This is a genomic window from Chromobacterium sphagni, assembly GCF_001855575.1.
Classification (GTDB): domain Bacteria; phylum Pseudomonadota; class Gammaproteobacteria; order Burkholderiales; family Chromobacteriaceae; genus Chromobacterium; species Chromobacterium sphagni.
This window is the reverse complement of record NZ_MKCS01000002.1, coordinates 180,053-206,816: the sequence shown is the minus strand read 5'-3', so window position 1 is coordinate 206,816 and position 26,764 is coordinate 180,053. Positions and strand designations below refer to the sequence as shown.

29 protein-coding genes are annotated in these 26,764 nt (G+C 63.9%); 4 read left to right on the top strand and 25 right to left on the bottom strand.

The features are described from left to right. Positions 1-2: 2 nt before the first annotated feature. Both BI347_RS16810 and BI347_RS16805 read left to right on the top strand, forming a co-directional pair. Positions 3-3,284 carry a pilus assembly protein gene (locus tag BI347_RS16810; protein ID WP_071116530.1) on the top strand — a complete coding sequence of 1,094 codons (3,282 nt, stop codon included), beginning with the start codon at positions 3-5 and terminating at the stop codon, positions 3,282-3,284. 23 nt (positions 3,285-3,307) lie between these two features. Further along, the gene (locus BI347_RS16805) at positions 3,308-3,742 is read left to right on the top strand and encodes a type IV pilin protein (RefSeq protein WP_071114013.1); all 435 of its coding nucleotides are present in this window, start codon (positions 3,308-3,310) and stop codon (positions 3,740-3,742) included. 86 nt (positions 3,743-3,828) lie between these two features. On the opposite strand, the gene BI347_RS16800 is transcribed toward BI347_RS16805, so the two are convergent. From BI347_RS16800 to BI347_RS16680, 25 genes are all read right to left on the bottom strand, one after another. Continuing rightward, positions 3,829-4,089 (bottom strand): acyl-CoA-binding protein, encoded by a 261-nt coding sequence (locus BI347_RS16800; RefSeq protein WP_071114014.1) that lies wholly within the window; start codon positions 4,087-4,089, stop codon positions 3,829-3,831. A 101-nt stretch (positions 4,090-4,190) separates the two neighbouring features. Next, positions 4,191-4,784, bottom strand: a complete 594-nt coding sequence (locus BI347_RS16795) for a hypothetical protein (RefSeq protein ID WP_139167061.1) — start codon at positions 4,782-4,784, stop codon at positions 4,191-4,193. Between the two features lie 67 nt (positions 4,785-4,851). Further along, positions 4,852-5,586: a DsbC family protein gene (locus tag BI347_RS16790; RefSeq protein ID WP_071114016.1), complete on the bottom strand. Its 735-nt coding sequence runs from the start codon at positions 5,584-5,586 to the stop codon at positions 4,852-4,854. Between the two features lie 17 nt (positions 5,587-5,603). Further along, a complete protein-coding gene (locus BI347_RS16785; RefSeq protein ID WP_071116529.1) occupies positions 5,604-6,755 on the bottom strand; it encodes a UbiH/UbiF family hydroxylase in 1,152 nt (383 codons plus the stop codon). Between the two features lie 4 nt (positions 6,756-6,759). Beyond that, positions 6,760-7,929 carry an FAD-dependent oxidoreductase gene (locus tag BI347_RS16780; RefSeq protein WP_071116528.1) on the bottom strand — a complete coding sequence of 390 codons (1,170 nt, stop codon included), beginning with the start codon at positions 7,927-7,929 and terminating at the stop codon, positions 6,760-6,762. Positions 7,930-7,933: 4 nt separating this feature from the next. Next, the gene (pepP, locus tag BI347_RS16775; RefSeq protein WP_071114019.1) at positions 7,934-9,229 is read right to left on the bottom strand and encodes a Xaa-Pro aminopeptidase; all 1,296 of its coding nucleotides are present in this window, start codon (positions 9,227-9,229) and stop codon (positions 7,934-7,936) included. Positions 9,230-9,398: 169 nt separating this feature from the next. Then, positions 9,399-10,124, bottom strand: a complete 726-nt coding sequence (locus BI347_RS16770) for a YebC/PmpR family DNA-binding transcriptional regulator (protein ID WP_071114020.1) — start codon at positions 10,122-10,124, stop codon at positions 9,399-9,401. Positions 10,125-10,222: 98 nt separating this feature from the next. Next, the gene (gene fliR, locus BI347_RS16765) at positions 10,223-10,999 is read right to left on the bottom strand and encodes a flagellar biosynthetic protein FliR (protein WP_071116527.1); all 777 of its coding nucleotides are present in this window, start codon (positions 10,997-10,999) and stop codon (positions 10,223-10,225) included. Next, a complete protein-coding gene (gene fliQ / locus BI347_RS16760) occupies positions 10,999-11,268 on the bottom strand; it encodes a flagellar biosynthesis protein FliQ (RefSeq protein WP_071114022.1) in 270 nt (89 codons plus the stop codon). The genes fliR and fliQ overlap by 1 nt, the downstream gene beginning before the upstream one ends. Next, positions 11,265-11,756, bottom strand: a complete 492-nt coding sequence (locus BI347_RS16755; RefSeq protein ID WP_239690934.1) for a GNAT family N-acetyltransferase — start codon at positions 11,754-11,756, stop codon at positions 11,265-11,267. Before BI347_RS16755 ends, fliQ begins: the two co-directional genes overlap by 4 nt. 17 nt (positions 11,757-11,773) lie before the next feature. Then, positions 11,774-12,526 carry a flagellar type III secretion system pore protein FliP gene (gene fliP, locus BI347_RS16750; RefSeq protein ID WP_071114024.1) on the bottom strand — a complete coding sequence of 251 codons (753 nt, stop codon included), beginning with the start codon at positions 12,524-12,526 and terminating at the stop codon, positions 11,774-11,776. Then, entirely contained in the window at positions 12,526-12,984 is a 459-nt protein-coding gene (gene fliO, locus BI347_RS16745) for a flagellar biosynthetic protein FliO (RefSeq protein WP_239690933.1), read from the bottom strand. The genes fliP and fliO overlap by 1 nt, the downstream gene beginning before the upstream one ends. 5 nt (positions 12,985-12,989) lie before the next feature. Next, positions 12,990-13,433, bottom strand: coding sequence for a flagellar motor switch protein FliN (gene fliN / locus BI347_RS16740; protein ID WP_071114025.1), 444 nt, complete (start codon positions 13,431-13,433; stop codon positions 12,990-12,992). Beyond that, the gene (fliM, locus tag BI347_RS16735; RefSeq protein ID WP_071114026.1) at positions 13,430-14,434 is read right to left on the bottom strand and encodes a flagellar motor switch protein FliM; all 1,005 of its coding nucleotides are present in this window, start codon (positions 14,432-14,434) and stop codon (positions 13,430-13,432) included. The genes fliN and fliM overlap by 4 nt, the downstream gene beginning before the upstream one ends. A 5-nt stretch (positions 14,435-14,439) precedes the next feature. Then, positions 14,440-14,898, bottom strand: coding sequence for a flagellar basal body-associated FliL family protein (locus BI347_RS16730; protein ID WP_239690932.1), 459 nt, complete (start codon positions 14,896-14,898; stop codon positions 14,440-14,442). A gap of 170 nt (positions 14,899-15,068) precedes the next feature. Then, entirely contained in the window at positions 15,069-16,007 is a 939-nt protein-coding gene (locus tag BI347_RS16725; RefSeq protein ID WP_071114028.1) for a flagellar hook-length control protein FliK, read from the bottom strand. 53 nt (positions 16,008-16,060) lie between these two features. Then, positions 16,061-16,510 carry a flagellar export protein FliJ gene (gene fliJ, locus BI347_RS16720; RefSeq protein WP_071116526.1) on the bottom strand — a complete coding sequence of 150 codons (450 nt, stop codon included), beginning with the start codon at positions 16,508-16,510 and terminating at the stop codon, positions 16,061-16,063. Between the two features lie 11 nt (positions 16,511-16,521). Beyond that, complete coding sequence (gene fliI, locus BI347_RS16715; protein WP_071116525.1) at positions 16,522-17,916, bottom strand: flagellar protein export ATPase FliI; 1,395 nt, start codon at positions 17,914-17,916, stop codon at positions 16,522-16,524. Next, the gene (locus BI347_RS16710; protein ID WP_071116524.1) at positions 17,897-18,748 is read right to left on the bottom strand and encodes a flagellar assembly protein FliH; all 852 of its coding nucleotides are present in this window, start codon (positions 18,746-18,748) and stop codon (positions 17,897-17,899) included. The genes fliI and BI347_RS16710 overlap by 20 nt, the downstream gene beginning before the upstream one ends. Beyond that, the gene (fliG, locus tag BI347_RS16705; protein ID WP_071114032.1) at positions 18,729-19,727 is read right to left on the bottom strand and encodes a flagellar motor switch protein FliG; all 999 of its coding nucleotides are present in this window, start codon (positions 19,725-19,727) and stop codon (positions 18,729-18,731) included. Before fliG ends, BI347_RS16710 begins: the two co-directional genes overlap by 20 nt. After that, entirely contained in the window at positions 19,720-21,426 is a 1,707-nt protein-coding gene (fliF, locus tag BI347_RS16700) for a flagellar basal-body MS-ring/collar protein FliF (protein WP_239690931.1), read from the bottom strand. Before fliF ends, fliG begins: the two co-directional genes overlap by 8 nt. A gap of 101 nt (positions 21,427-21,527) precedes the next feature. Then, positions 21,528-21,851: a flagellar hook-basal body complex protein FliE gene (fliE, locus tag BI347_RS16695; protein WP_071114034.1), complete on the bottom strand. Its 324-nt coding sequence runs from the start codon at positions 21,849-21,851 to the stop codon at positions 21,528-21,530. A gap of 2 nt (positions 21,852-21,853) precedes the next feature. Continuing rightward, positions 21,854-23,230, bottom strand: coding sequence for a sigma-54-dependent transcriptional regulator (locus tag BI347_RS16690; protein WP_071114035.1), 1,377 nt, complete (start codon positions 23,228-23,230; stop codon positions 21,854-21,856). A gap of 17 nt (positions 23,231-23,247) precedes the next feature. After that, a complete protein-coding gene (locus BI347_RS16685; protein ID WP_071114036.1) occupies positions 23,248-23,943 on the bottom strand; it encodes a chemotaxis protein CheB in 696 nt (231 codons plus the stop codon). Between the two features lie 92 nt (positions 23,944-24,035). After that, positions 24,036-24,548, bottom strand: coding sequence for a low molecular weight protein-tyrosine-phosphatase (locus tag BI347_RS16680; RefSeq protein WP_071116522.1), 513 nt, complete (start codon positions 24,546-24,548; stop codon positions 24,036-24,038). Between the two features lie 174 nt (positions 24,549-24,722). Here BI347_RS16680 and BI347_RS23695 point away from each other — a divergent pair, with 174 nt between their 5' ends. After that, positions 24,723-24,950, top strand: a complete 228-nt coding sequence (locus BI347_RS23695) for a PAAR domain-containing protein (RefSeq protein WP_139167062.1) — start codon at positions 24,723-24,725, stop codon at positions 24,948-24,950. 386 nt (positions 24,951-25,336) lie between these two features. Further along, on the top strand, positions 25,337-26,587 hold the full coding sequence (locus BI347_RS16675) for a hypothetical protein (RefSeq protein ID WP_083339003.1): 1,251 nt from the start codon (positions 25,337-25,339) through the stop codon (positions 26,585-26,587). Positions 26,588-26,764 lie beyond the last annotated feature (177 nt).

Here is a 26,764-nt window from a genome sequence, read left to right as displayed (position 1 = left end):
CCATGAAAACTCCCTTCCGCGCATCGCCCCCCCCGCTCGCCGTCTGGCTGATGGCGGCTCTCTGGCCAGCTATTGGACAGGCGGTGACGGTGGGCGACAACTTCACCGGCGGCAGCGCGCAGCTGAACTGGCTGGTGTTCGGCGGCGCCTGCATGACGGCGGGCAACGGCGCCGGCAGCATCCCGGCCTGCGGCAGCAAGGACCCCAGCGGCAACACTCAGATCGGCGGCTACGGCGGCTCCCTGCCCGACGCTTCAGGCAACGGCGCGCTGCGGCTGACCAACAGCGCCGGCAGCCAGTCCGGCGCCATCATCTACAACAGCCTGTTCCCATCCAACAGCGGCCTGCAGGCCACCTTCACCAGCTACACCTATGCCGGCGACTCCGGCGGCTCGGCGGGCGACGGCGCCGACGGCATGAGCTTCTTTCTGCTCACCGCCATTCCCAGCGCCGTCGGCTCGTTCGGCGGCAGCCTGGGCTACAGCTGCTCCAACGTCAACTCGCCGTACAACGGCATCATCGGCGGCTATCTTGGCTTGGGCATGGACGAGTACGGCAACTTCCCCAACGGCGGCTACTCCAACGACAACACATCCTCTGGCCCCGGAGCCAAGCCACAGAACATCTCGCTGCGCGGCGCCGGTTCGGTGGCGGCCAGCACGCTGGCCAGCCAGTTCGGCGGCAGCTTCAGCGCGTCGGCGGTGCAAAACGTGTGCCGCAACGGCAGCTACGGTGGACACAGCGTGATGAACTACCAGTTCATCAACATCCCCGGCACCAGCAGCGGCGTCTACCAGTTGCCGAGCACTCAGCCGATGGCGGCGGAGTCGGCCGCCACCCGCGGCCAGGCGGTGCCCATCAGCTACAAGCTGAAGATCACCACCGGTAATCTGCTCAGCCTTTGGTACAGCTACAACAACGGCGCCTACGTGCCGGTGATCAACAACTACGACATCAACAACACCGCGGTCAGCGGCCCGCTACCCAGCCAGATCACCTTCGGCTTCGCCGGCTCCACTGGCGGCAGCCGCAATGTGCACGAGCTGACATGCTTCCAGGTGCAGCCATCCACCCAGTCGGCCAGCTCCAGCGGCCTCAACAGCCAGCAGACCAGCCTGATCAAGACCGGCACCCAGCAGTACGTCGCCAGCTACCACTCCGACAACTGGTGGGGCGAGGTGGCGTCCTACGCGCTGCTGGGCAACAGCGGCACCGGCCAGGTGACCGTCTCCGCCACCGCGACCTGGGACGCATCCTGCGTACTGACCGGCGGCAGCTGCAGCGCCACCGGCGCCAGCAATATGAGCGCGCAGACCAGTCGCGCCATCCTCAGCTGGAACGGCAGCCAGGGCATTCCCTTCCAATGGGCCAGCCTGTCGTCGACCCAGCAAACCGTGCTGAACGCCGACGGCAATGGCTCGGCGCGGGTGTCCTATCTCAGGGGCGCGCGCAGCAATGAAGTCACCACTCTGGGCACCGGCCTGTTCCGCGACCGCGACAGCGTGCTGGGCGACGTGGTCAACAGCAGCCCGATCTGGGTGGGCGCGCCGCAGAACAGCTATGCCGACGTCTGGAGCGACAAGTTGTACCCCGGCAGCTCTCCGGCGGAAAACGCCAGCGGCGCCCAGGCCTACAGCAATTACAAATCCGGCAACCAGACCCGCGCCGACATCATCTACAACGGCAGCAACGACGGCATGCTGCACGGCTACCGCAGCGGCGCCAACGACTCCAGCGGCAATTACTCCACCGCCGCCACCCCCAACGACGGCCAGGAGGTCATCGCCTATGTGCCCGCCGCCGCGCAAGCCAACACCCTGCAGTACAGCAACCCCACCTATGCCCACCAGTACTTCGTCGACGCCACCCCGGCCGCCGACGACCTGTTCTACAACAACGCCTGGCACACCTGGCTGATAGGCGGACTGGGAGCCGGCGGCCAAGCGCTGTTCATGCTGGACATCAGCAATCCGGCCAACTTCGCCGAAACCAACGCCGCCAGCCTGGTGATCAAGGAAATCAGCAATGCCACGCTCAGCTGCGTCAACAAGAGCACTTGCGGCAACGATCTGGGCTACACCTTCGGCACGCCGGTGATCACCCGCTTCCACAACGGCCAATGGGGCGCCGTCTTCGGCAACGGCTACAACAGCAGCAACGGCCATGCGGCGCTCTTCATCATGCTGGCGGGCAGCAGCGGCACGCCCAGCTTCTACGAGCTGGACACCGGCAGCGGACAGTCCAACGACCCATCGGGCGGCGGCAACAAGAACGGCATCTACTACGCCACCACGGTGGATCTCGACGGCGACGGCACCGCCGACTACGTCTATGCCGGCGACCTGTTCGGCAACGTCTGGCGCTTCGACCTCACCAGCAACACCCCCGGCAACTGGAGCGTTTCCCAATACGGCAGCGGCGCCGCAGCGCCGCTGTTCACCAGCCAGTACACCTACTGCACCAACACCCAGGTCAACAACGGCACCTGTACCCGCAGCCTGCAGCCGATCACCAGCAAGATGCTGGTGTCGGCCATTCCCACCGGCAACGCCAGCCCGCGCGTGCTGGTGGCCTTCGGCACCGGCCAGAAAATCCCCTTCACTACCTCGTCCGCCGACATCTACGCCGGCGGCACCCAAAGCCTTTACGGTGTCTGGGACTGGGACCTGTCCGGCTGGAACACCCTGGTCGGCCAGTCGGCCTACTACAGCCAGGCCGCGCCCTCCGGCGGCAAGACGCTGCGCCCGAGCAATCTGACCGCCCAGACCGTCACCGCCTCCTACAACTCCACGCTCAGCAGCGTGCAGGGCTACCGCTCGCTGTCCAGCAACACCGTCTGCTGGCAGGGCAACAGCGCCTGCGGCACCAACAACAGCTACGGCTGGAAGCTCAACTTGCCGTCCAGCGGCGAGCAGGTGGTGTACAACCCGGTCAACGAACTGGGCACCTTCACCGTCAACACCTCGATTCCGCCCAACAACAATGCCTCGTCCTGCACCGTGGCCTCCGCCACCAGCTTCTCGATGTCGCTCAACATGAAAACCGGCGGCGCCACCGCATCGTCGTTCTACGCCAACGACCAGGGCAACTTCAGCGGCATCAGCGGCAGCGTGATCAACGGCATTGCCATCAATATGGCGGGCAGCCCCAATGTGGTCAGCTACCAAAACAACTTTTTCGCCATCGGCAGCAGCACCAACGGCGGCCCCATCGCCACGCCGCCGCAGATCAACCCGGCCGCCTTCGACCTGCACACCCGGCTGAACTGGATAGAACTGCGCTGACAAGCGCCAAGGAAAACATCACGATGCATAGCAGTCGCAAAGCAAACGGCTTCACCATGCTGGAACTGGTGATCGCGCTGGCGGTATTGTCCATCCTGGTGGCCATCGCCTTGCCGTCCTACCGCACCTTCATCCTGCAGTCCAACCGCACCTCGGCCAAGACCGCGCTGCAGGATCTGGCCACGCGCGAGGAAAGCTACTATTCGCTGCAGAACACCTACGCCAGCCAGCTGATCACGCTGGGTTACGGCAGCGGCACCGTCTACGTGCCGGGCAACGGCAGCAATTACTACGCGCTGGCCATCTCCAGCGCCAGCTCCACCGCCTTCGTCCTCACCGCCACGCCCCAGGGCCAGCAGGCGCAGGACAGCTGCCAGACCTACCAGCTGGACAATCTGGGCAACCAGACCAATCTAAGCGCCAGCGGCGGCATACTCGGCATCAGCGGTTGCTGGTAGCGCGCGCCCGCCCCGAAACGGAAAAAGCGCCCAAGGGGCGCTTTTTCATTCAGCCGGCTGCCGCGCGGCAGCCGTCTGTCGCAGACTTAGTCAGCCAGCAGGCGCTTGACCACGTCGACATAGCCTTGCATCGCGTCATCGGCGGATTGGCCCTTCAGCTTTTCCCAGGCGTCGAACTTGGCGCGGTTGATGAAATCCATCATGCCCGGGCGCTCGCCGCTGGCGTCGCCTTCGGTCGCCTGCTTGAACAGCGCGTACAGCTGCAGCAGGGTCTGGTTGTCCGGGCGCTCGGACAGGGTTTTGACATCGGCCTGAGCTTGGGTGAAAAGCGTCTGCAGATCAGACATGACTGTATCCTTTGTTGAAAACCGGGATGGTTGTCCACCCCTGATGATGTTAGCCCCCCCGGCATGCGCCGGAACGACCGCCAATTTATCACGAAGCGCCCTCAATGCGACAGTGCCGGCGACAGCGCAGCGGGCTCAGGCTGCGGCTCTATCCGTATCCGCTTGTAGCTCTTAACCGGCACGCCGTCCTTCAAGGCCGGCTGGTAGCTGGCGGCGCCGAACACCGGACCGATGGCGTCGGCCAGCCGGGCAGGCGCCGCGCCCTCGAAACGCACGCCATCCACCCGGCCGGTTTCGCTGATGAACACCAGCACCAGCACCGACGCCGGCGGATGGCCGTCCAGCTCGACATCCGGCAGCACGATGGCGCTGCGCTCCTGCGCCAGGCGGTCAAGCTCGCGGGCAGGATAATAGATATCCGCCCCCAGGCGCATCCGGTCGCCGGCATCCGGCTGCGGCGGAGCGTCGACCGGCGCGGAGGCCGCCGCGCTCCCGCCCGGAATCCCGGCGGCAACCGCCGCCGTGGGCGGGGGTGCCGGCTCCGACGCAATGGACAGACGCACCGTCAAGCCGCCCGCTTCGCCAGCCGGCTGTCCCGGCCGCAAGGGCAGCCACCACAAAGCGCCATGCAGCAGCAAGGACAGCCACAAGGCCAACAGCCAGCGCTCCGTCACGGTCCAGGGCCGGAGTTTCATCAAGCGATCCCCTTGGGCGCGGCCAGGCAAAAAAATCGGGCCAGGTTCCTCCTGTCCCGACTTCCGCTTACTTGGCTTTCAGCAGCTCTTCGATGTCGCTGCCGTCGATCGCGCCCGGCACCAGCCTGCCGTTGGCGAACACCAGCGCCGGCGTGCCTGTGACGCCCAGCTTCTCGCCCAGCGCCTGGATCTTGTCCAGCGCGCTGGTATCGCAATTATCCGCGCCGGTCAGCGGCTTGCCGTCGCGCATGAAGGCGGTCCAGACCGCTGGCTTGTCGCTGGAACACCAGATCTGCTTGGACTTGCGCATCGCGTCCGGGTGCAACTGGGTCAGCGGATAGAGGAAGGTGTAGATGGTGACGTTGTCGATGTCCTTCAGGCTTTCGCGCTCAAGCTTCTTGCAGTACGGGCAATCCGGATCGGTGAAGACCGCCATCTTGCGCTCGCCCTTGCCGCGCACGTCCTTGAACGCGTACTGGAACGGCAGCGAATTGAAGTCCACCTTGGACAGTTCGGCCATCCTCTTCTCGGTCAGGCTTTCCTTGGTCTTGGTGTCGATCAGGTCGCCGACGAACAGGTAGCTGGCGTCGCTGTTGGTGTACACCACCTGCTTGCCGTCCACCACCAGCTCGTAGATGCCCTTGACCGGCGTGGCGCTGACACTCTTCACCTGCTTGCCCGGAAAGTGTTCCGCGAAGGCCTTCTTCACGTCGTCGAGGTTGCCGCCGGCGGCCTGAGAGCAGGCGGCCAGCGACATCAGCATCGCGCTGGCCAGCGCCAGCGACTTCAATCTTGTCTTCATCAAGTGTCCTTTGAGGATCAGTATCCAATCGCCTGCCTGGCGAACCGCCGCTTCAGTGGCGAACAGCAGTTGGTCAGGGACAGGCCGGTATTGCGCAGCCATGGCAGGCCGGGCAGTTTGGCATGGAACAGCCGGTACAGGCTGTCACAGCCGATTTGCATCGTAGTGACCGCTTCGCGGCGTTGGCGCTGGTAGCGGCGCAGCAGCATCCAGTCGCCGCAGTCGGGCGCCGCTTGCAGCAGGGCCGCCAGCTGCGCCGCATCCTGAAAGCCCAGGTTGACCCCCTGGCCGGCCAGCGGATGGACGGTATGGGCGGCATCGCCCACCAGTGCCACTCTTTCCGCCACCACGGCTTCGGGCTGGACCAGCCGCAGCGGAAAGGCCGCGGCAGCCGTCAGGGTGGCGAACGCGCCCAACTGATGGCCGCCGGCGGCGGCTACCTTGTCGGCCAGCGCTTCGGGCGGCAGCTCCAGCAAAGATTGCGGATCAGATGTGGACCAGACCATGGAGATTCGGTTCCCCGCCATCGGCAGCCAGGCCAGAATACTGTCGCCGGTGAACCATTGCCGCGCCACCTGGCCATGCGGCTTCTCGCAGGCGAAGTTGGCCACCACTCCGCTCTGGCCGTATGGCTTGACGCTGGCGGCAAGGCCCAGCTGGCCGCGCACCCAGGAGTTGGCGCCGTCGGCGCCCACCAGCAGCTCGGCGCTCAGCAGCCGGCCATCGTCCAAGACCAGCCGCGCCTCGGAAGCGGTGGTGCTCAACGATTGCGCCTGGCAGTCGCCGATGCAATCGACTTCGCTGTCGGCCAGTTGCCGCCACAGCGCCGCCTGCAACCAACGGTTTTCCACGATCCAGGCCAGCGCGTCGGCATCGGCGTCGCGCGCGGAAAATTCGATTCGTCCGCCGGCGTCGCCGCAGACATCCATCACGGCGATGATGCCTATCCGTTCCATGCCGGGCCAGGCACCCATGCCTTCCAGGAAACGGCGGTTGGCCGGACTCACCGCATAAATGCGCGCGTCCCAGCCCTGCTCCAATTCGTTACATTGCGCCGGGCGCGGCTCCAGCAGAGCCACCCGCTTGCCGGCGCGCGACAAGGCCAGCGCCAGGCTGGCGCCCACCAGGCCGCCGCCGACTATGATTGCGTGGTATTGACTGTCTCGCATCCGTTTATCCTTGCACGCCGAACACCAGATGGCCGGCAAATGCGCGGCGCAGCGGCGGTATCACGTCCAGCGCGGTCATGCCCAGGCCGCGCAAGGTGTTCAGCAAGGGATGGTGGCCGTCAAACAGCTTGATCAGGCCATGGGTGAAGCCCACCACCACGTGGCTGTCCAGCTTGCGGGCGGCGGCGTAACGCTTCAGCGCCGCCGGATCGCCGGCGTCGGCCGCGCCCTCCAGCGCGCGTGCGAGGCCCACGGCGTCGCGCAGCCCCAGGTTCAGGCCTTGCGCCGCAACCGGGTGCATGGTCTGGGCGGCGTTGCCTATCAGCACCACCCGGCCGCTGGCCACCTTGTTGAGCTGCCGCAGCGCCAGCGGAAAACTGGCGCGCGGACCGATGCCCAATATGCGGCCTTGGCGCTCGCCGAAGGCTTGCTGCAATTCAGCGCGCAATCCGGCCTCGTCGCCGCCCACCAGCTTTGCCGCATCGCCCTGGCTGCGCGTCCATACCAGCATGTAGCCCTCGCCGTGCGGCAGCAATGCGAATGGTCCGCTGTCGGCGAAGCGCTCATAGGCCACGCCCTTGGCCGGCAGCTCGGTCTCTATCTCGGCCAGTACCGCGCACTGGTGGTAATCATGCTCCAGGCGGCGGACGCCGGGCAGCGTTTCCGCCAGCGCGCCGCCTTCGGCCAGCACCAGCAGCCGGCCGGTCAACAGCCGCGCGCCGTCCGGCGTCTCCACTTCGGCGCAGGCGTATTCGCTCAGGCTCTTCACCGATGTCACCCGACTTTGCCACAGCACCTGCACCCCGGCCCGGTCCAGCACCTCGGCCAGGCTTGCCACCAGCGCCGGGTAGTCCACCACCACGCCCAGATGCGGCAGCTGCAGATCCTCCTTGTCCAGCCGGGTGCGGCCGCAGCTGCCCTGCTGCGACACGTGCACCGTGTCGATCACCGTTACCGGCAGCGCGTCCGGCCAGGCGCCGGCTTCGGCCAGTTGCTCGCGGCTGTGCCAGGACAGCGCCAGCGCGCGGGCGTCGCGCACCGCGGCGTCGCGCGCGCGCGCCTCCACCAGCAGCACACTGCGGCCCTGCCGCGCCAGCCGCAGCGCCGCCAGCGCGCCAACCGGGCCGCCGCCGACGATCAACACATCGGCGTGTTCGCTCGTTCTCGCTTGCATATTCTCAATCTCCGCGCATCAGCGCCTCGATCTCGTCGATCTGTTTAGGCACTGCTGCGGTATACACTTCATTGCCATCCGCCGTCACCAGCACATCGTCCTCGATGCGGATGCCGATGTTGTGGAAGGCCTCCGGCACGCCGGGCGCCGGGCGGATGTACAGGCCCGGCTCCACCGTGGTGCACATTCCGGGCTGGTAGCCGCGCCACTGGCCGTGCAGCTTGCGCTGGCCGACGTCGTGCACGTCCAGCCCTATCATGTGGCCGATGCCGTGCATGTAGAACTGGCGGTAGCTGCCGGATTCGATCACGCCGTCCACGCTGCCACTCAGCAAGCCCAGGTCCAGCATGCCCTGCGCCAGCACCTTGAGCGCCGCCTCGCCTGGCGCGTTCCACAACGCGCCGGGACGCACCGCGGCGATGCCGGCCAACTCCGCCGCCAGCACCACCTGGTAGACGTCGCGCTGCGCCGCGCTGAAGCGGCCGCCCACCGGGAAGGTTCGGGTGATGTCGCCGGCGTAGCCTTCCAGCTCGCAGCCGGCGTCTATCAGCAGCAGCTCGCCATCGTTGAGGCGAGCGTTGTTGGCGGCGTAATGCAAGGTACAGGCATTGGCGCCGCCGGCGACGATGCTCTCATAGGCCGGATAGCGCGCGCCGCGGCGGATGAAGGCGCGCAGAATCTCCGCCTCCACCTCGTATTCGAACATGCCGGGCCGGACCGCCTGCATCGCCTTGATGTGGCCGACGGCGGAGATGTCCCCGGCACGGCGCAACAAGGCGATCTCGGCTTCGTCCTTGACCATGCGCATCTCGTCCAGCAAGGCGCGCAAGTCCCCATAATGCGCAGGCGCGCGCGCGCCGCTGCGGGAACGCTGGCGCACGCTGTCCAGCCAGCGATTGACGCGGCGGTCGAAGGCCTCGTCGTGGCCCAACGGCCACCACAGCTGATTGCTGTCGGCCAGCAGGTCCGGAATCCGCTCGGCCATCTCGTCCAGCGGATAAGCCTCGTCGAAACCGAACGCCTCGCGCGCGCCATCCGGCCCGTGGCGGAAGCCGTCCCAGATTTCCATAGCGGGATTCTTGGCGCGGCAGAACAGGACCGACTTGCCGCTGCGGCCATCCAGCAGCAGCACCGCTTCCGGCTCGATGAAACCGGTCAGGTAGAGGAAGTAGCTGTCGGCGCGGTAAGGATAGTGGCTGTCGGCATTGCGCACCGCTTCCGGCGCGGTGGACAGCAGCGCCACACCGTCGCCCATGATGGACAACAGGCGGTTGCGGCGCTCTGCGTGCGGCTGATACATGTTCGGCTTTCCCCGGCGGACCTTGCGCGGCAGTGGCAAAAACGCCAGTTTACACCCTGGCAGGCAAGCCCCCAAGCCTGCCGCGCCAATGCGCAAGGACGACGGCATGAAAAAACCCGGCTTGGCCGGGTTTGGGGTGCCTGCGCCGGATGGCTGCGCGATGGCGCGCTTATTCGTCCAGCACCGCGGAAGTGTAGACATCCTGCACGTCGTCCAGATCCTCCAGCGCGTCCAGCAGCTTCTGCATGCGGGCCGCGTCTTCGCCGGAGAGCTCGGTGTCGTTCTCGGCGCGCATGGTCACCTCGCCCATTTCGGCCTTGAAGCCCTTGGCCTCCAGCGTCGCCTTGATGTCGGTGAATTCGTACGGCCCGGTGATCACTTCGATGGAACCGTCGTCGCTGCCGACCACATCGTCGGCGCCGGCTTCCAGCGCCGCTTCCATCAGCGCGTCTTCGTCCACCCCCGGCGCGAACACCAGGTAGCCGCAATGCTTGAACTGGAAGGACACGCAACCGTCGGTGCCCATATTGCCGCCGTACTTGGAGAAGGCGTGGCGCACGTCGGCGACGGTGCGGGTCTTGTTGTCGGTCAGGCAATCCACCATCACCGCCGCGCCGGCGATGCCGTAGCCTTCGTAGCGGCACTCGACGTAATCGACGCCTTCCAGCTGGCCGGTGCCGCGTTTGACCGCGTTCTCGATATTGTCCTTGGGCATGGACTCGGCCTTGGCCTTTTCCACCGCCAGGCGCAAGCGCGGGTTCATGTTGACATCGCCGCCGCCCATCTTGGCGGCAACGGTGATTTCCTTGATCAGGCGGGTGAAGATCTTGCCACGTTTGGCATCCTGGCGACCCTTGCGGTGCTGGATGTTAGCCCATTTACTGTGACCTGCCATATTTGCCTCTGTCTGTTATCTGGTTCCGACGAACCCAATCGTCCAAAAATCGCGGTATTTTAGCAGAAAGCCGGCGCCGTCTACGAATATCGGCGCCGCTACTTCGCCTGCAGCATTTTCAGCATCATCTCGAAACCGGCGCGGTACATCTGCTCGATCGCCGGCACCATCATCGGCAGCGTCAGGTAGAAAGCGCCGAAGCCCACCATGATGGTCAGGGGAAAGCCGAAAGAGAAGATGTTGAACTGCGGCGCCGCCCGCGTCATCACCCCGATGGCCAGGTTGGTGATCAGCAACGCCCCTATCACCGGCATCGCCAGCCACACGCCCCACTCCACCAGGTGCGTTCCCCACAGCGCCAGCGCCTTGATCCCGACCGCCGGCATCGACATGCCTATCGGCAGCACGCGGAAGCTTTCCACCAGCGTCTGCAGCACCACATGATGGCCATCGAAGGACAGGAACAGGAAAAAGGTGAACAGCGACAGCATCTGCGACAGCACCGGCACCTGGGCCGCGTGGACCGGGTCGAAGAACATCGCGAAACCCAGGCCGGTCTGCGCGCCGATGATGAATCCCGTCAGCTCCACCGCACTGATCACGATGCGCATCACGAAACCCATCGCCAAGCCGATCAACAGCTGTTGCAACAGGATGGCGATGCCGGCGGCGGAAACCAGCGGCACCGTCGGCAACGGCGGCAGCAGCGGCGCGATCATCACGGTCAGAATCAGCGCAAAACCGACTTTGAAGCTGCGCGGCACGCCGCGGTAGGCGAACAGCGGCTCGGCCAGGAACAGGCCGATGATGCGGGCGAAGGGCCAGACGAAAGCCCCCACCAGCGCGTTGATCTGCACATCGCTTATCGTCAGCATCAGCCGATCACGTTGGGTATGCTCTGAAACAGGCGGGTGGTGTATTCGATCAGCGTATTGAGCATCCACGGCCCGGCCAGCACCAGCACCAGGAACATCGACAATAGCTTGGGGATGAAGGTGAGCGTCATCTCGTTGATCTGGGTGGCCGCCTGCAGGATGCTGACCAGCAGGCCCACCAGCAAGGATGTCAGCAGCACCGGCGCCGACACGATGATCAGGATGTACAAGGCGTTCTGCACGATGCTGATGATGAGTTCCGGCGTCATGTCGTTTCCTCCTGTTCCGGCTCGCGCCAGCCGCCTTTGGCCAGCAGCCAATTATCCAGCGCCACGCCCTGGCGATCGATGCGATTCGCGCGCAGCAGCTGGTAGCCCGCCCGCTCGAACACCGGCCGCGCAGCATGGCTGGCCCAGGCATGGAGGGCCGTCACGCCGTGTGCCGCGGCCTTCGATTCCAGTTCGGCCAGCATGCGGCCGGCCACGCCCTGCCGCCCGGCCCAGGGGGCGACGAACAGCATGTCGAATTGGCCATCGAAACTCAACCAGGCGAAGCCCGCCAGCCGGCCATCGCCGGCCACGGCCTTGCAGGCCCAGGAGCCGCCCAGCCGGCGCGCCCAGCTCTGCTCCCGCTCGTCGGTCCATCGCTCAAGCGGCACCCAGGCGCGGCACTGCTCCGCCGTATAGCATGCGCCGGCCAGGCCATGCACGCTGGCGCCGAACAGATGGTAGCAAGCGGGCAAATCGGCTGGGGTCAATTGTCGCAAGTCCATCGCTACCCCGTGTAGAAGCTCTGCACCAGCGAGCCCATCAGCAGCGTCCAACCGTCCACCAGCACAAACAGCATCATCTTGAACGGCAGCGAAATGGTGACTGGGGACACCATCATCATGCCCATCGCCATCAATATGCTGGCGACCACCAGGTCGATGATCATGAAGGGGATGAAGATCATGAAGCCGATCTGGAAAGCGGTTTTCAGTTCGCTGATGGCGAAGGCCGGCACCAGCGTCTTCATCGACACCTCTTCCTTGGTCTGCGGCTTCGGCGATTGCGAAATCTCTATGAAGAAGGCCAGGTCCTTTTCCCGCGTCTGCCGCAGCATGAAGGCCTTCATCGGCTTGCTGGCTTCGTCCAGCGCCTGGTTCATGCTGATCTTGTCGTCGGAGAACGGCACCCAGGCCTTGGCGTAGACCTGATCGAAAGTGGGACCCATCACGAATAGCGTCAGGAACAGCGCCAGGCCAACGATGACCTGGTTGGGCGGCGACTGAGTGGTGCCCAGCGCCTGGCGCAGCAGCGACAGCACGATCACGATGCGGGTGAAGGCTGTCATCATCAGCAGCATCGCCGGAATAAAGCCCAGCGCCGTCATGAACAACAGCATCTGCAGGCTGAGCGAGTAATTCTGCCCGCCGCCCTCGCCCGGCGTGCTGGTCATCAGCGGCAAGCCGATGGCGGCATCCGCCAGCAAGGGAAACAGCAAAGCCCCGCTGGACAACAGGGCGATAACGGTAGCTTTTTTCATCACGTGTCCTGCCGCCCCCGCAGCGGACGGCCTTTCTCCAGCGCCGCCTTCAGCCAGCGGGCGAATGGGTCGGCCGGCTCGGCAGGCGGCTGATCCGCCCCTTCAGGCCGCGGCATCTTGCTCAACAGGTTGACCTGGCTGGGCGTCACGCCCAGCACCAGCCACTCGCCCTCCAGCTCGACGATGACCACCCTCTCCTTCTGCCCGACCATGGTTCCGCCCACCACCCGCAGACGCCCCGCGGCTCCCATCACGCCGCCGGACAGCCGCTTGAACAGCCAGGCGACGCCGACGATGGCGCCCAGCACCACCGCCAGGCCCAGGATCACCTGCACCAGGCTGACAAAGGGGGAGGGAGCGGCCGCCGGCGCGACGGCCGGCGCCGCCATCAGCGGCGCCGATGCCAGAAAACAAAATGCGCCCCGCAGCGCCAGGCGCACTTTCGATGCTTGTGCCATGTCCATTATTTCTGCAAACGGCGGATGCGCTCGGCCGGGGTGATGATGTCGGTCAGGCGGATGCCGAACTTGTCGTTGACCACCACTACTTCGCCCTGGGCGATCAGGCAGCCGTTGACCAGCACGTCCATCGGCTCGCCGGCCATGCCGTCCAGCTCCACCACCGACCCCTGGGCCAGCTGCAGCAGGTTGCGGATGGCGATCTTGGTCCGGCCCAGCTCCACCGTCAGCTGTACCGGGATGTCCAGGATCATGTCCAGATTGGGCGGCCCGCCGGCGATGGCCACGCCCGCGCCTATCTCCTGGAACAGGTTCTGCGCCGGCACGGCCTCCTCGGCCGGAGGCGGCGCGTCGGCGACCTCCTGCTCGGCCATCGCCGCCGCCCAGTCGTCCATCGAGACTTCTTCTTCCGCGCCCGCGGCGCCGGCCTGCTGTTCTTCTTCGCTCATTGCTCTTTATCCCCCGGCGACTCCATGAACTCATTGGCGCCCGCCAGTATCTTTTCCACTTTCAACGCATAACGGCCCTGCACGGTACCATAGCTGGCCTCGAACACCGGAATGCCGGACACATCGGCCTCCACCAGTTCGGGGATTTCTATCATCACCACATCGCCGTTCTTCAAATTCAGGATCTGCCCCAGCGTCACCTTGGTATGCGCCAGGCTGGCCACCAGCTCCACCTCCGCCGCCTGCACTTGATGGGTCATCAGGTTGACCCAGCGGTTGTCGACTTCGGTGCGGTCGGCCTGCATGGTGCTGGACAGCAGGTCGCGGATCGGCTCCACCATCGAATACGGCAGGCAGATGTGGAAATCGCCGCCGCCCGCGCCCAGCTCGATATGGAAGGTCATCGCCACCACCACTTCGGTAGGGGTGGCGATGTTGGCGAACTGGGTGTTCATCTCCGAGCGCAGATAGACGAACTCGATCGGATGCACCGGCTCCCAGGCCTTCTGGCATTCGGTGAACACCACCTCCAGCAGCCGATGAATGATGCGCTGCTCTGTGGGCGTGAAATCGCGCCCCTCCACCCGCACATGATAGCGGCCGTCGCTGCCGAACAAATTATCCACGATCAGGAAAACCAGATCGGGATCGAAAATCAGCAGGCCGGTGCCGCGCAATGGCTTGACATGCACCAGGTTGAGGTTGGTGGGAACCACCAGGTTGCGGATGAATTCGCTGTACTTCTGCACCCGCACCGGCCCCACCGAAATTTCGGCGTTGCGGCGCAGGAAATTGAACAGGCCGATGCGCAGATTGCGCGCAAAACGCTCGTTGATGATCTCAAGGGTCGGCATCCGTCCGCGGACGATGCGCTCCTGCCGACCAATATCATAGCCTCGGACACCCTGGGCATCCTGGCCGCCATCATCATCTTCGTCCTCCCCGGAGACGCCTCGTAATAGCGCGTCTACCTCTTCCTGGGACAGGATATCGTCGCCCATGGCGCTTATTGCTTCTGAATGATGAAGGAAGTGAAGAGTACGCTATCCACGACGGGTTCGTCACCCGAATCCATGGACTCGTTGATGATCTGCTTGACCTGGGCCTTCAGCTTGACCTTGCCTTCGGCAGTGCTGACCTCGGTCGCACTCTTGGAGGACAGCAGCAGGATGACGGCGCTGCGGATCTTGGGGCCGTAATCGGTGAATTTCTTCTTGGCGTCCTCGTCGGCCAGCTCGGCCTGCATGTCGACCTGCAGCAGGCTGCCGTCGTTGCCGGCCAGATTCACCACGAAGGTATCCATCTTCTCGAAAATAGGCGGACCTTCATGCTTCTTCTTCGGCTTTTCCTTGACCTGTTCGGCCTGGGCGCCGGCCGGCGCCTTGCTCATGCTGGTGAACATATAGGCAGCCAAAGCGCCCACCGCGGCCAAAACCAGAATCAGCAGCACAATGACTATCATCATCAGCTTGTTGCCGCCTCCGCCTGGTTTTTTTTCCGCCTTTTCCGCCTTTTTATCATCCGACATAAGTTATGACCTGTTCTTTATGGAGTGCCTAGTGAAATCTTAAACGATTTCCTCGCCATATTTTCCAGTTTTCTCGACCGGCTGAACAGGGTCAATATCAAATCAGGTCAGGCAAATATGCTGAGTATGCCGCGCGCGGCCTTGATGGCGCTCAGCGCGTCCACGCCGTCCACCTCTCCCACCACCGGCTCCGACCGGCCTTTTTTCTGCTGATAAGCCTGCTGTTGCTGGCCGGATTGGCCGCTAGAAACCTGCGAATCGGTCAACTGGATGCCGCTGGACGACAGCATCGAACGCAGCTGGTGCATATTGTTTTCCAGCGCCTCGCGCGTGGCCGGCACGGCGGCGGTGAACAATACCTGAGCCTGGTCGGTGCCATTCATCTTGAGCGTGATCTCGATCGGCCCCATCTGCGGCGGGTTCAGCTGGATCTGGGCCTTGTCGGCCTTCATGTTGACCATGGTCAGCATCTGCTCGCCCAGCGCCTTGCCCCAGGCAGGGTCATTCAGCGTCTGCGGCAGGGTCAGCACCGGCATATTGGCGCTGGACTGCGCATTGGCCGGCTGCTGCTGTTGCAACTGCTGCAGCGGCAAGAATTGCACGGCGTTCGGATCGGGGTCCGGCAATTTTTGCTGGTTGCTTTGCCAGTTGAACAGCGGCTTGGCCTGCACCATGGCGCTCAGATCGGGCTTGCTGGACACCTGTTGCGCCAACAGGTCCTGGCTGGGCGTCTTCGGATCGACCGGCTGCGGTTGCTGCTGCAGGCTGGCCTGCATGGCGGCCAGCAGAGGCATCGCCGCCGCGGCCTGGGCGTCGCCGCCGGCATCATCGTCCTTGGCGGCAGGCTTGTCGCTGACGGGTTTGGCGTCTCCGCCATCTCCCGTGCCGGGCAACATCGACCCAATCGCAGTCATCTGGATGCCCAGCAGGCTGGCGAACAGATCGCTGCCCGCTCCGCTGCCGGCGCTTCCGGTCGCGCCGCCGCCCGCGCCGGGGGAGGCCGCGGATGCGGCATTGGTCACTGGCGTGTTTACCGTGATGGTCATGATGAGGCCTCGACTGAGTGTAACGTCGCTATAAAAGCAAGTAGCGTGCCAACTCAGGCGTCTTCGTCGTGGGTGCGGTCCCAGAATTGGCGGGTGGCGAATTCATCGGTCTGCTTCTGCTGCCGCCGGGCTTCCGTTTGCGCCTCGCGCTCCTGCTCGCGCTGCAACAGCTTTTCATAGGCCTTGAATTTTTTGTACTCCATCTGCCAGGCCTGACGCTCCATGACGAAGCGCTGGGTGCTGCGATCCAGATCCAGCTGCTGCTGAAGCATCGCCTCGTCCAGCCGGGACAAGAAACGCTGGAAGTCCTGATACTGGATGATGGACATGCCCTTGCCGCCGCCCCCCAGCAAACGCTGGCGGTATTCGTTGCGGAAGGCGTCCAGTTGCTCAAGCCGCGCCTGCGACTCGTTCAACCGGCTCTGCGCCAGGCTCATCCGCTCCACCGCCGCCTGCTGGCGCTCATCGGCCAGATGAATCAGCAGCTGGTACTTGCCGGACATGGCTTAGCGCCTCAAGCCAGCACGCTCGCCAGCTGCGCGCAGCAGGACGCGTAGTCGTGCGATTCGTGCATAGGCTGGGTCAGGAAGCTGACCATCGGCAGCTGGCGGCGCATCGCGTCGTCCAGCACCGGGTCGGAGCCGGCGACATAGGCGCCGACGCTGATCAGATCGCGATTGCGCTGATAGCGGGAGTACAGTTGCTTGAAGTGGCGCGCCAGGTCCATCTGCTGCTGCGGCACCACATCCACCATTACCCGGCTGATGGATTGCTCGATGTCGATGGCTGGGTAGTGGCCGGATTCGGCCAGATCGCGCGACAGCACGAAGTGGCCGTCGAGAATCGCGCGCGCCGAGTCGGCGATCGGATCCTGCTGGTCATCGCCCTCGGACAGCACGGTATAGAAGCCGGTAATCGAGCCGCCGCCCTCCTCGCCATTGCCGGCGCGCTCTATCAATTGCGGCAAGCGGGCGAACACCGATGGCGGATAGCCCTTGGTCACCGGCGGCTCGCCGATGGCCAGCGCGATCTCGCGCTGCGCCATCGCGTAACGGGTGACCGAGTCCATCAGCAACAGCACATCCTTGCCCTGGGCGCGGAAGTACTCGGCCAGCGCCGTGGCATAGGCCGCGCCATGCAGACGCATCAGCGGCGGCATGTCGGCCGGCGCCGCCACCACTACCGAACGGGCGCGGCCCTCCTCCCCCAGGATGTTCTCGATGAAGTCCTTCACCTCGCGGCCCCGTTCGCCTATCAGTCCCACCACCACCACATCGGCCTTGGTGAAGCGCGCCATCATGCCGAGCAGGACCGACTTGCCGACGCCGGAGCCGGCGAACAGGCCCAGGCGCTGGCCGCGACCCACCGTCAACAGACCGTTGATCGCGCGCACGCCTACGTCCAGCACATCGTGCACCGGAGTGCGGTCAAGGGGATTGATGGGCTGGCTGTACAAGGGGAACCAGGCATCGGGATGGACCGGGCCCAGGCCATCCAGCGGACGCCCCAGCGAATCCAACACCCGCCCCAGCAAACCTAGCCCCACCGGCACCTGCCGTCCGATGGCGCCATTGGCGCGCACCTGGCCGCCATGGTAGCCGTACTCGGGAGGGGTGGCGGTGGACAGAGGAGAAACCGGCGTGCCGGACAACAGGCCATGTACATTGGTAAGCGGCATCAGGAACACCTTGTCGCCGGAAAAACCCACCACTTCCGCCTCCACCACCTCATCGCCGGACAACGCCACCTGGCAGGCGCTGCCAACCGGCAGCTTGATGCCGACCGCCTCCATGACCATGCCAGTGACGCGCACCAACTTGCCGCAAGGCTGCCACAGCGAGGCGGATGCCGCCGACTCGGCGCAGGCCGCCAGCCAGCCGCGCTGGCGCTCAATCAGGCTGCCGCTCATCGCCCGCCTCCAGGCCCAACGCCCGGCTCAAGGCCGCCAGGCGCGTGGGAAGCGTCATGTCCAGGCGGACCGACGCGGTATCGATGATGCAGCCGCCACGGGCCATGTTCGGGTCTTCCATCCACTGCCACGCGGTTTCCGGGGTTTCCTGCTGCAGGAATTCGCGCGCGGCGGCCAGGTCGGCGGGATTGACCCGCAGACGGGCATTGCCCAGCGTGGACGGCAACTCGGCCAACACGGACTGCAACAATGGCAGCAGCGCCTGGTCGTCCCGCTGCAAGCGCTGCTGCAGCAGTTTTTGCGCCAGCTGCCAGGCCAGCTGCAACACGTCCCCGGCCAGCTCCCGCTCCACCCGCTTCAGTTCGCCGGCAAACTCGCCGCCCATGTGGTCAAGCGCCCGCCAGGCTTCTTCCAGCCTAGGCAATTGCTCGGCCCGCACCTCGGCCATGCCCTGTTCGCGCCCTGCCTGCAACCCTTGCTCGAAGCCTTCGGCGCGGCCCGCCTCCAAGCCGGCGTCGTGGCCGGTCTGCCAGGCCTCCTGGTGGATGGCCTCCAGTTCGGCGGCGGTCGGATACCCCAAACCGGGAATGTCCTCCTCTTCCGCCGGCGCATCCGCCGAGACCACCTCGGCCAGCGGTTGAGCCGCCTCCGCTTCAGCCTGAGCCACTTTCTCCGCCAGGCTGACGCCGGGGCGGCGCAACTGGCTCATCGACACCAACTGCGCCGGCGACAGCACCTGGGTGAAGCCGTCGAGGGACTCGGGACTCCAGCTAGTCCAGCTTTCCAGCTCTTCGCCGGGAATGATGGGATTGTTACTCGATGAGGCCTTCATCTCCGCCCTTGCTGCCTAGCACGATCTGGCCGTCGTCGGCTAGCTTGCGCACCACCTTGAGGATTTCCTTCTGCTCGGCCTCCACTTCGGACAGCTTGACCGGCCCCTTGGACTCCAGATCGTCGCGCAGCATTTCCGCCGCGCGCTGCGACATATTGCGGAAGATCTTTTCCTTCAGATCGGTGCTGGTGCCCTTGAGCGCAATCACCAGCGAGTCGGACTGCACTTCGCGCAGGATGGTCTGGATCGAGCGGTCGTCGATATCGAGGATGTTCTCGAACACGAACATCTTGTCCTGAATGCGCTGCGCCAATTCCGGATCGTATTCGCGGATGAAACTGAGGGCCGAAGCCTCGACATTGCCGCCCATGAAATTGAGGATTTCGGCGGTCAGGCCCACGCCGCCGGACGCGCTCTTCTTGATGCGGTCGGAGCCGGACAACAGCTGGGTCAGCACGTCGTTCAGCTCGCGCAGCGCCTGCGGCTGCACCCCCTCCAGCGTGGCGGTGCGGATCAGCACCTCGTTGCGCATCCGCTCCGGGAAAAACGACAGGATGGAACTGGACAGGTCCGGCTCCAGATGCACCAGGATGGTGGCGATGATCTGCGGGTGCTCGTGGCGGATCAGGTCGGCGGCGGACGACGGGTCCATCCACTTCAGGCTCTCGATGCCGCTGTGATCGTTGCCCTGCATGATCTTGTCCAGCAGGTTGGCCGCCTTGTCCGGACCCAGCGCCTCGATCAGCACGTTGCGCAGGTATTCGTCCGAGGCGCCGATGCTGGCGCGGGCGTTGCATTCATTGCGGAAATCCGCCACCACATCGTCGATCTGCTCATAACTGAGGTTGTTGATCGCCGCCATCGCCAGGGAGATCTTCTGCACCTCCTTGGGCCCCAGATACTTGAACACCTCGACCGCTTCATTCTGGCCGAGACTGAACAGCAGCACCGCGCTCTTGCGCACTCCGTTTTCACTCATCGGCGGTTATCCATTCCTTGATGATCTGGGCGGCCATGCGCGGATCGGATTTCACCAATTCGCGCACCGCTTCCAGATTACTACTGTATTGGCGCCGCTGCACTTCGCGCGGATCGTCGGAGGAACCGGGAACCGAGCCGGAACCGGCGCTGGCGCCGGCGCCAGCCGCGCCCATTTCGCCCTCTTCCCCGGCCACGCCCAGCAGCCTGCCGCCGGCCGCGGCACCGGCCGCGCCCTCCATCCCGCCACCAGCGGCAGACGCCGGCTTGACCAGATCGCGCATGATAGGACGGACCACGCCGAACAGCAGGTACAGCACAGCGATGGCCAACAGGCCATACTTGACCAGATTGGTGCCGTTGTCCGACACGTAATCCACCACCCGGTCCTGCATCGTCACCGGCTGGGCATTGTCGGCGAAGGCCGCGTTCACCACGTTCAGCGTGTCGCCGCGCGGAGCGTTGTAGCCCATCGCCTCCTTGACCAGATTGTTGATCTGCTGCACCTCCTGCGGCGTCAGGGGCGTCGGCTTCATCTCCCCGCTTTTGTCCGGCATGCGGCGATAGTTCACCACCACGGCAGCCGACAAGCGCTTCACCACGCCGGTCGGCACCTTGGTGTGCTGGATGGTCTTGTCTACCTCGTAATTGGTGGTGATGTCGCGCTGCAGCGTGCCGCTCGGACTGACGCTCTGGCCGGACAGGTTGGCCGTGCCCGGCGCCGCGGCCGGCGGCAATGTAATGGGGGCGGAGGCGGCCGACGGCGGTTGGTTGGACAGCGCGCCCGGCACCCCGGAAGGCTGGGCCGCGCCATTGGCCAGCTTCTCGCTGATCTGTTGGCTGCGGGTGGCCGAGGGATTGGGACTGGAGTTGGGACGGTAGGTCTCGGAAGTCTGCTCAGTCTCGGAGAAGTCGACATTGGCCGTCACCTGCGCGCGGGCGTTGCCGTGGCCAAAGATAGGCTCGAGGATGTCCTCGATCCGCTTGACATAGCCATCCTCAATCTGGCGCACGAAGCCGAGCTGGCGCTGATCCAACCCGGAATTCTCGTCGGGGCCCATCTGTTTGGACAGCAGATTGCCGTCCTGATCGACGATGGTAACGTTCTTCACCGGCAAGTTGGGCACCGAGCTGGACACCAGATGCAGGATGCCGGCCACCTGGCCGCCATCCAGCAGCCGGCCGGGATACAGCTGCAGCATCACCGAGGCGGTGGGTGCCTGCTGGTCGCGGACGAATACGCTCTGCTTGGGCGTGGCGATATGCACCCGGGCGCTCTGCACCGACGATACCGACTCGATGGTGCGCGCCAGCTCGCCTTCGATGGAGCGTTGATAATTGACCTGCTCGGCGAACTGGCTGATGCCGAACTTCTGGTTGTCCATCAGCTCGAAGCCGACGCCGCTGGCCTTGGGCAAGCCCTGGGCCGCCAGCTTGAGGCGCACGTCGTACACCTTGTCCGAGGGCACCGAAATCACACCGCCATCAGTAAGCTGGTAAGGAATGTTCATTTGCTGCAGCGCAGCCGTCACTTGGCCGCCGTCGCGGTCGGCCAAATTGGAGAACAAGACTTTATAAGAAGGCGTGCGGTTGAGCGCGACGGCACCGACGATCACGGCGAAAAGCGCGGCGATCGCGGTTAGAAAGAGGATTTTTTTGTTGTTCGGGAAGGCCTTGAAACGATCGCCCGCTTCGTTCAATCGAGCCCGCCAAACCGGAGTTGCGTTTTCTTCTGCCAGATCAGCCATACGGTGGTTTTTGGTTTAGGTCCACCGCTGCCCGTCCGTGAAGCCGGTCAGCGCTAGACTTGGGTATTCATGATTTCCTGATAGGCGCTCACCAGTTTGTTGCGCGCCTGAACCATGGTCTGGAACGACAAGCTGGCTTTCTGCAGTGACACCATCACATCCTGCAGATTCACCTCCTTGTTGTCACCCAACTGGAACTGCTTCTGCATCTCCTCCGAAGTCTGCTGCGCCGAATTCACCTGCTCTATGGTCGACTTGAGCACATCGGAAAAATCGACCTGCGACGTTTCCTGTGCCGCAGGGGCCTGCTTGCCGGCGGCCAAGGCCGCCGCGCTTCTCAGTTCGCCCAGCAACTGGTCGATATTATTGACTGACATGGCTACTCCGTGCCATTTCCTTCCGGAACATCCAGGCCAGAACCTGCAGCGTCTTCATCACGGTATCGCTGCAATTTGTAACGCAAGGTGCGCTCGCTGATGCCCAGTTTTTCGGCCGCCAGCTTCTTCACGCCGCCGACGACTGCCAATGTTTCCAGAATATGGCGTTTTTCAAGGGTTTTCATGTCGGTTTCATCCGACACCGAACTGTCTGAATCAGACACTGCCCGGGTAAACTGCCCCACGCCTGCGATATCGCCCAGCAAAAGATCGGCGGCAAGAATTTCCGCCCCGGCGGCAAGAATCACCGCCCGCTGCACGACATTATCCAGTTCGCGGATGTTACCCTCCCAACTATAGGCCGTCAAATGACGTTCCGCATCCCTGGAAAACACCAGGGACCCCCGCCCGGCGGCCTCCATATGTTTCTTAAGCAGGAATCGTGCCAGTGGCAGGATATCGTCCGTCCGGTCGGCCAGCGCCGGGATGCGCAAGGGGAAAACATTCAGGCGGAAATACAGGTCTTCGCGGAATTTTCCGCCCTCCACTTCAGCTTGCAGATCGCGGTTGGAAGTCGCCAGCACCCGGATGTCCAGCTTGATGGTGCGGGTGCTGCCGATGCGCTCCACCTCCCTCTCCTGCAGCACCCGCAGCAGTTTGGCCTGCAGCGTCAACGGCATCTCCGTCACCTCATCCAGCAGGATGGTGCCGCCCTGCGCCTGCTCGAACTTGCCCGGCAAGGCCTGGGCCGCCCCGGTGAAGGCGCCGCGCTCGTGGCCGAACAGCGTGGACTCCAGCAGATTGTCCGGTATCGCCGCGCAGTTCACCGCCACAAAGGGCCCATCCTTGCGGCGGGAGTAGCGGTGGATGTAGCGCGCCAGCACTTCCTTGCCGGTGCCGCTGGGGCCGCTGACCATCACGCTGGCGTCGCTTTGCGCCACCCGCCCCGCCAATGCGAACAGCTGACGCATCGCCGCCGACTCCGCCACCACTTCGCCGGTTTCGTCCCCCGGCATCCGCAATAGGTGCTTTTCCACTTCCGCCAGCAGACTGGGCGGCTCGAATGGCTTGAGCAGGTAATGGGTGGCGCCGGCGCGCAGCAGCTCGATCGCGCGCTCGATCACGCCATAGGCGGTCATCAAGATGAAGGGGATGCCCGGATACTGCTTCTTCACCTCCTCGAACAGCGTGTAGCCATCCATCGGCGCCATCTGGGCGTCGGAAATGATCAGGCCCACCGGCTCCTGCTTCAGCTTTTGCAAAGCCTGGGTGCCGTCGCCGGCCTCCAGCGTGGGATAACCGGACAGGGACAGGGTATCGATGATGGCCTCGCGCAGGTCTGCGTCGTCCTCGACCACCAGAATGGGTAGAAACTTCATGGAATCCAATGCTTTGTCTATGCGGAAGGTTGGCGCTGATGCGCCAGCGCGACCAGGCGCTGGGCGATGCTGGTCAACGCCAGCACCTCGTGGGCGCCGCCCATGGCTATCGCCTCCTTGGGCATGCCGAACACCACGCAGCTGGCCTCGTCCTGGGCGATGTTCCAGCTGCCGGCCTGCTTCATCTCCAGCATGCCGCTGGCGCCGTCCCGCCCCATGCCGGTCAGAATGACGCCTATGCTGTTCTTGCCGACCAGATTGGCGGCAGAGCGGAACAGCACGTCCACCGAAGGCTTGTGGCGGTTGACCGCCGGGCCGTTGTTCAAGGAGGTGCTGTAGCCTATGGTTGGCGCGCTCTTGATCAATAAATGGGAATGGCCGGGGGCGATATACACTGTCCCGGCTTGCAGCCTTTCATTGTCCTCCGCCTCCTTCACCCGCAAACGGCACAGCGAATCCAGCCGCTGGGCAAAAGAATGGGTGAACATTTCCGGCATGTGCTGGGCCACCAGGATGGGTGGCATAGCCGCCGGCAACGCGGTCAGCAGCGTGCGCAGCGCCTCGGTGCCGCCGGTGGAGGAGCCGATGACGATTACGGTCTGACTGGCCAGCGGCGTCTTGCCCGGCTGGCGTGGCAGGATGACATCCGCGCTATGGCTGGGGACAATTTCCAGCGGGGTCTTGTTCGCTCTCTCGTGCGAAGTCAGGGCCATGGATTTACCTTGCTGACATGGTCCGCCCGCGCCGGCGATAGCCTCTTTTGCATCACCAGCCTTTCGCGGGCTTGATAGGTTATTCAGGTAGCTTAGCAGGACTTGCCCCGCTCCGGCAGCCCGTCGTCCGCTCGGCGCTGCACCAGCCCAAGCCGCGCCAGCCAACCATCGCAGGCCGCCTCCAGCAAATCCAGCACGGTTTCAAACCCTTGACTGCCGCCATAATAAGGGTCCGGCACCTCGCATCCTTCGCCCAGCGGCTCCAACATCAGGCGCAACTGCCCTTGCAGGGCGACCGGGCACCGCTGCCGCAGACCGGCCAGATTATGGTTGTCGGCGGCCAGAATCAGGTCGAACGCGGCAAAATCGGCATCGTCCACCTTGCGGGCGCGCAACGGCGCCAGATCATAGCCGCGCCGGGCCGCAGCCCGGATGCTGCGCGCGTCCGGCGCTTCGCCCGCGTGATAGCCGTGCGTGCCGGCGGAGTCGACGCGAAGCGCCTGCGCCAAGCCCGCCTCCGTCGCCCGGCGCCGCATGACGGCCTCGGCAGTAGGAGAGCGGCAGATATTGCCGTGGCAGACGAACAAGATTGATAGTTTTTCCATTAAAAACAAATGACCACTAAGAAAACACAGCGAATTCAATACGCGGCCACGGCCCCAAATTTGCGCATCTGCGCATATATATATATCGAGAGCTTAAATATTGACACGAAATCAGCCTTACAACCATCCTCAACAGAAGATATAAAGTTTGATTAGTAACCCTCTTCGCCGCCCATGCCTAGCCCGCAAATAACATCTAAGGCAAAAACCAGTCCAGGAAAATTAAATACAGATTTTAAAAGAATCATCCGCTTAGTCGACCCGACCGACCACTGCGGAAACATCACCAGCGCCAGCAGCACAAACGCAATATTTGGCAAGGCCGCCGCGCCGGCTGGCAACTCCGTCAGTTACCCGAAGCAAAGCCACGTAAACTGCGCGACTGTCGAAGGCGATCCATAGTGGGCAGTCGGCGGCGAAGACGTGACTCTGAATGGCCATAAAGCCAGCTGCGGCGCTCAAGGTAAATCTTCATGAAGGACCAACAAGCAGGCAGTCGGCTCATCTGTCGTTAACCACACCTTGCCGACCGCAGACGTCCGGCCAATGACGCCGAACCACCTGACGCCAAATCAGGTGATCGCTTTTTGAAAGCCTCGCCTCCCCTGCTCTGACACTCTCGACATCAGGAATAGGCAGATCGAACGGCAACGAACCGGGCGTCGCTTCGCGCGCAACCATGGCTTCGGCAACCTGCCGCTCCTGCAGGCAAACAGCCAGCGCTCCATACCAGCCTGGCAAGGCAACTTGTCTCCGCTTTTTTTGTTATCTGCACAGGCCAAAATACGATGTCTACCTCCATCCACGTCAATACCCGCCAAACAGCGTTCTCCCTGAGCAACGAACGAGCGGCCCGCATGATGAGCGGCGACAAGCAAACCGCTACTCATATGGGCCTGTGGGACAAGTTCAAGGACTTGTTCCGCGCCGAGAAAAAACAGGACGCGTTGAATACGCTGTTCGAACTGACGAACACCTGGCGGGGCCCCTCCCACTCGTTTTACGCTTTCAACCAGCTGGCCCAGATGGCCACGACGAACAACCGCACGCTGTTCACTATCGCGGTGTCGCCGGATCAGACCGGCTACAAAATCAGTTATTGCATTAGCGGCCACGCGGTGAAAACGGAGCAAGTGTCGCTGGAAGCGCGGGACATGATTCTGGCGCGCCTGGGCCTGCCGCCCAGCGCGGAGCACGCGCAAACGCAAGCTTTATCGCTGGAGGATTACCGGCGGGACATCTCCGCGGATCAACTGAACCAGCTCAAGGACAGCGACTTTGGCGCCGGCGGCGTGCACAAGCGCTTCCACACCGGCACCGGGGTGCTGCAGGCCCGCGATGATGTCGGCCGCGAGGACTTTGTCCGCGAAAACCGCCTGCAGGAGTACGCGGAATCCCACCCGGATCTGCAGCACTACATCTCCACCCAGCAGCAGATCGCCACGCCGCCGGGCGTCAGCGACAAATTCGCCTACGCCCAAGTACCGCTGTACGACCCGGCGCTCATCGCCAGCCGCGAGCTCGATGTGGCGTTGCCCGCGCTGTCGCTGGACCAGGCCAGAAGCATGGCGACCCAACTGGTGGACATGGCCAGGGCCTTTTATTGCAATCAGCTGTCCCACCGCGATTTACACATGCAGAACCTGCTGGTGCACGAACGCAAGGAGGACGGCGCCGTATTCCTGAAGGCCATCGACTTCGGCCGCGCCAAGTTCGGCGCAGCGGAGTTCGAAGCTGACCGCTTCAACGACATCGACTACCTGTTCGATCGGCAGGGTTGCTCCCTGGCGGAAACAGTGGGACGCAATTATCTGGCCGGCAAGGACTCGGCGATATCCAGAAAGCACTACCCTCTGCACAAACTTCTGGAGCGCTTCAATAACCGCGGCGCGGACGTGGCGGGAACCTTGTCCGGGATCGGCGAACGACTGAAGGCCGACTTGCAGATGGCGGGGGATGATCGCGAGCGCATCGATCAGGCGTTCGAATGCGCCGCCGGGGAAGTGCAGATGGCCTTGGGCTGGGGTGCGCAGCTGTAATAACCCCTGCCTGCCGCTCGTTTTCATCATTGAGGAATCCGGCCACGCCACTCCAGTCTCGATCGGGGTGGCGACACCCGCAGAAAACCGCGCTATGCGATGTAGCCTGACAAAAACAACCGGACGGGCGCCCCCGCCGCGACCACATCCGGCATCGCGCACAGATTGAATCTCCTC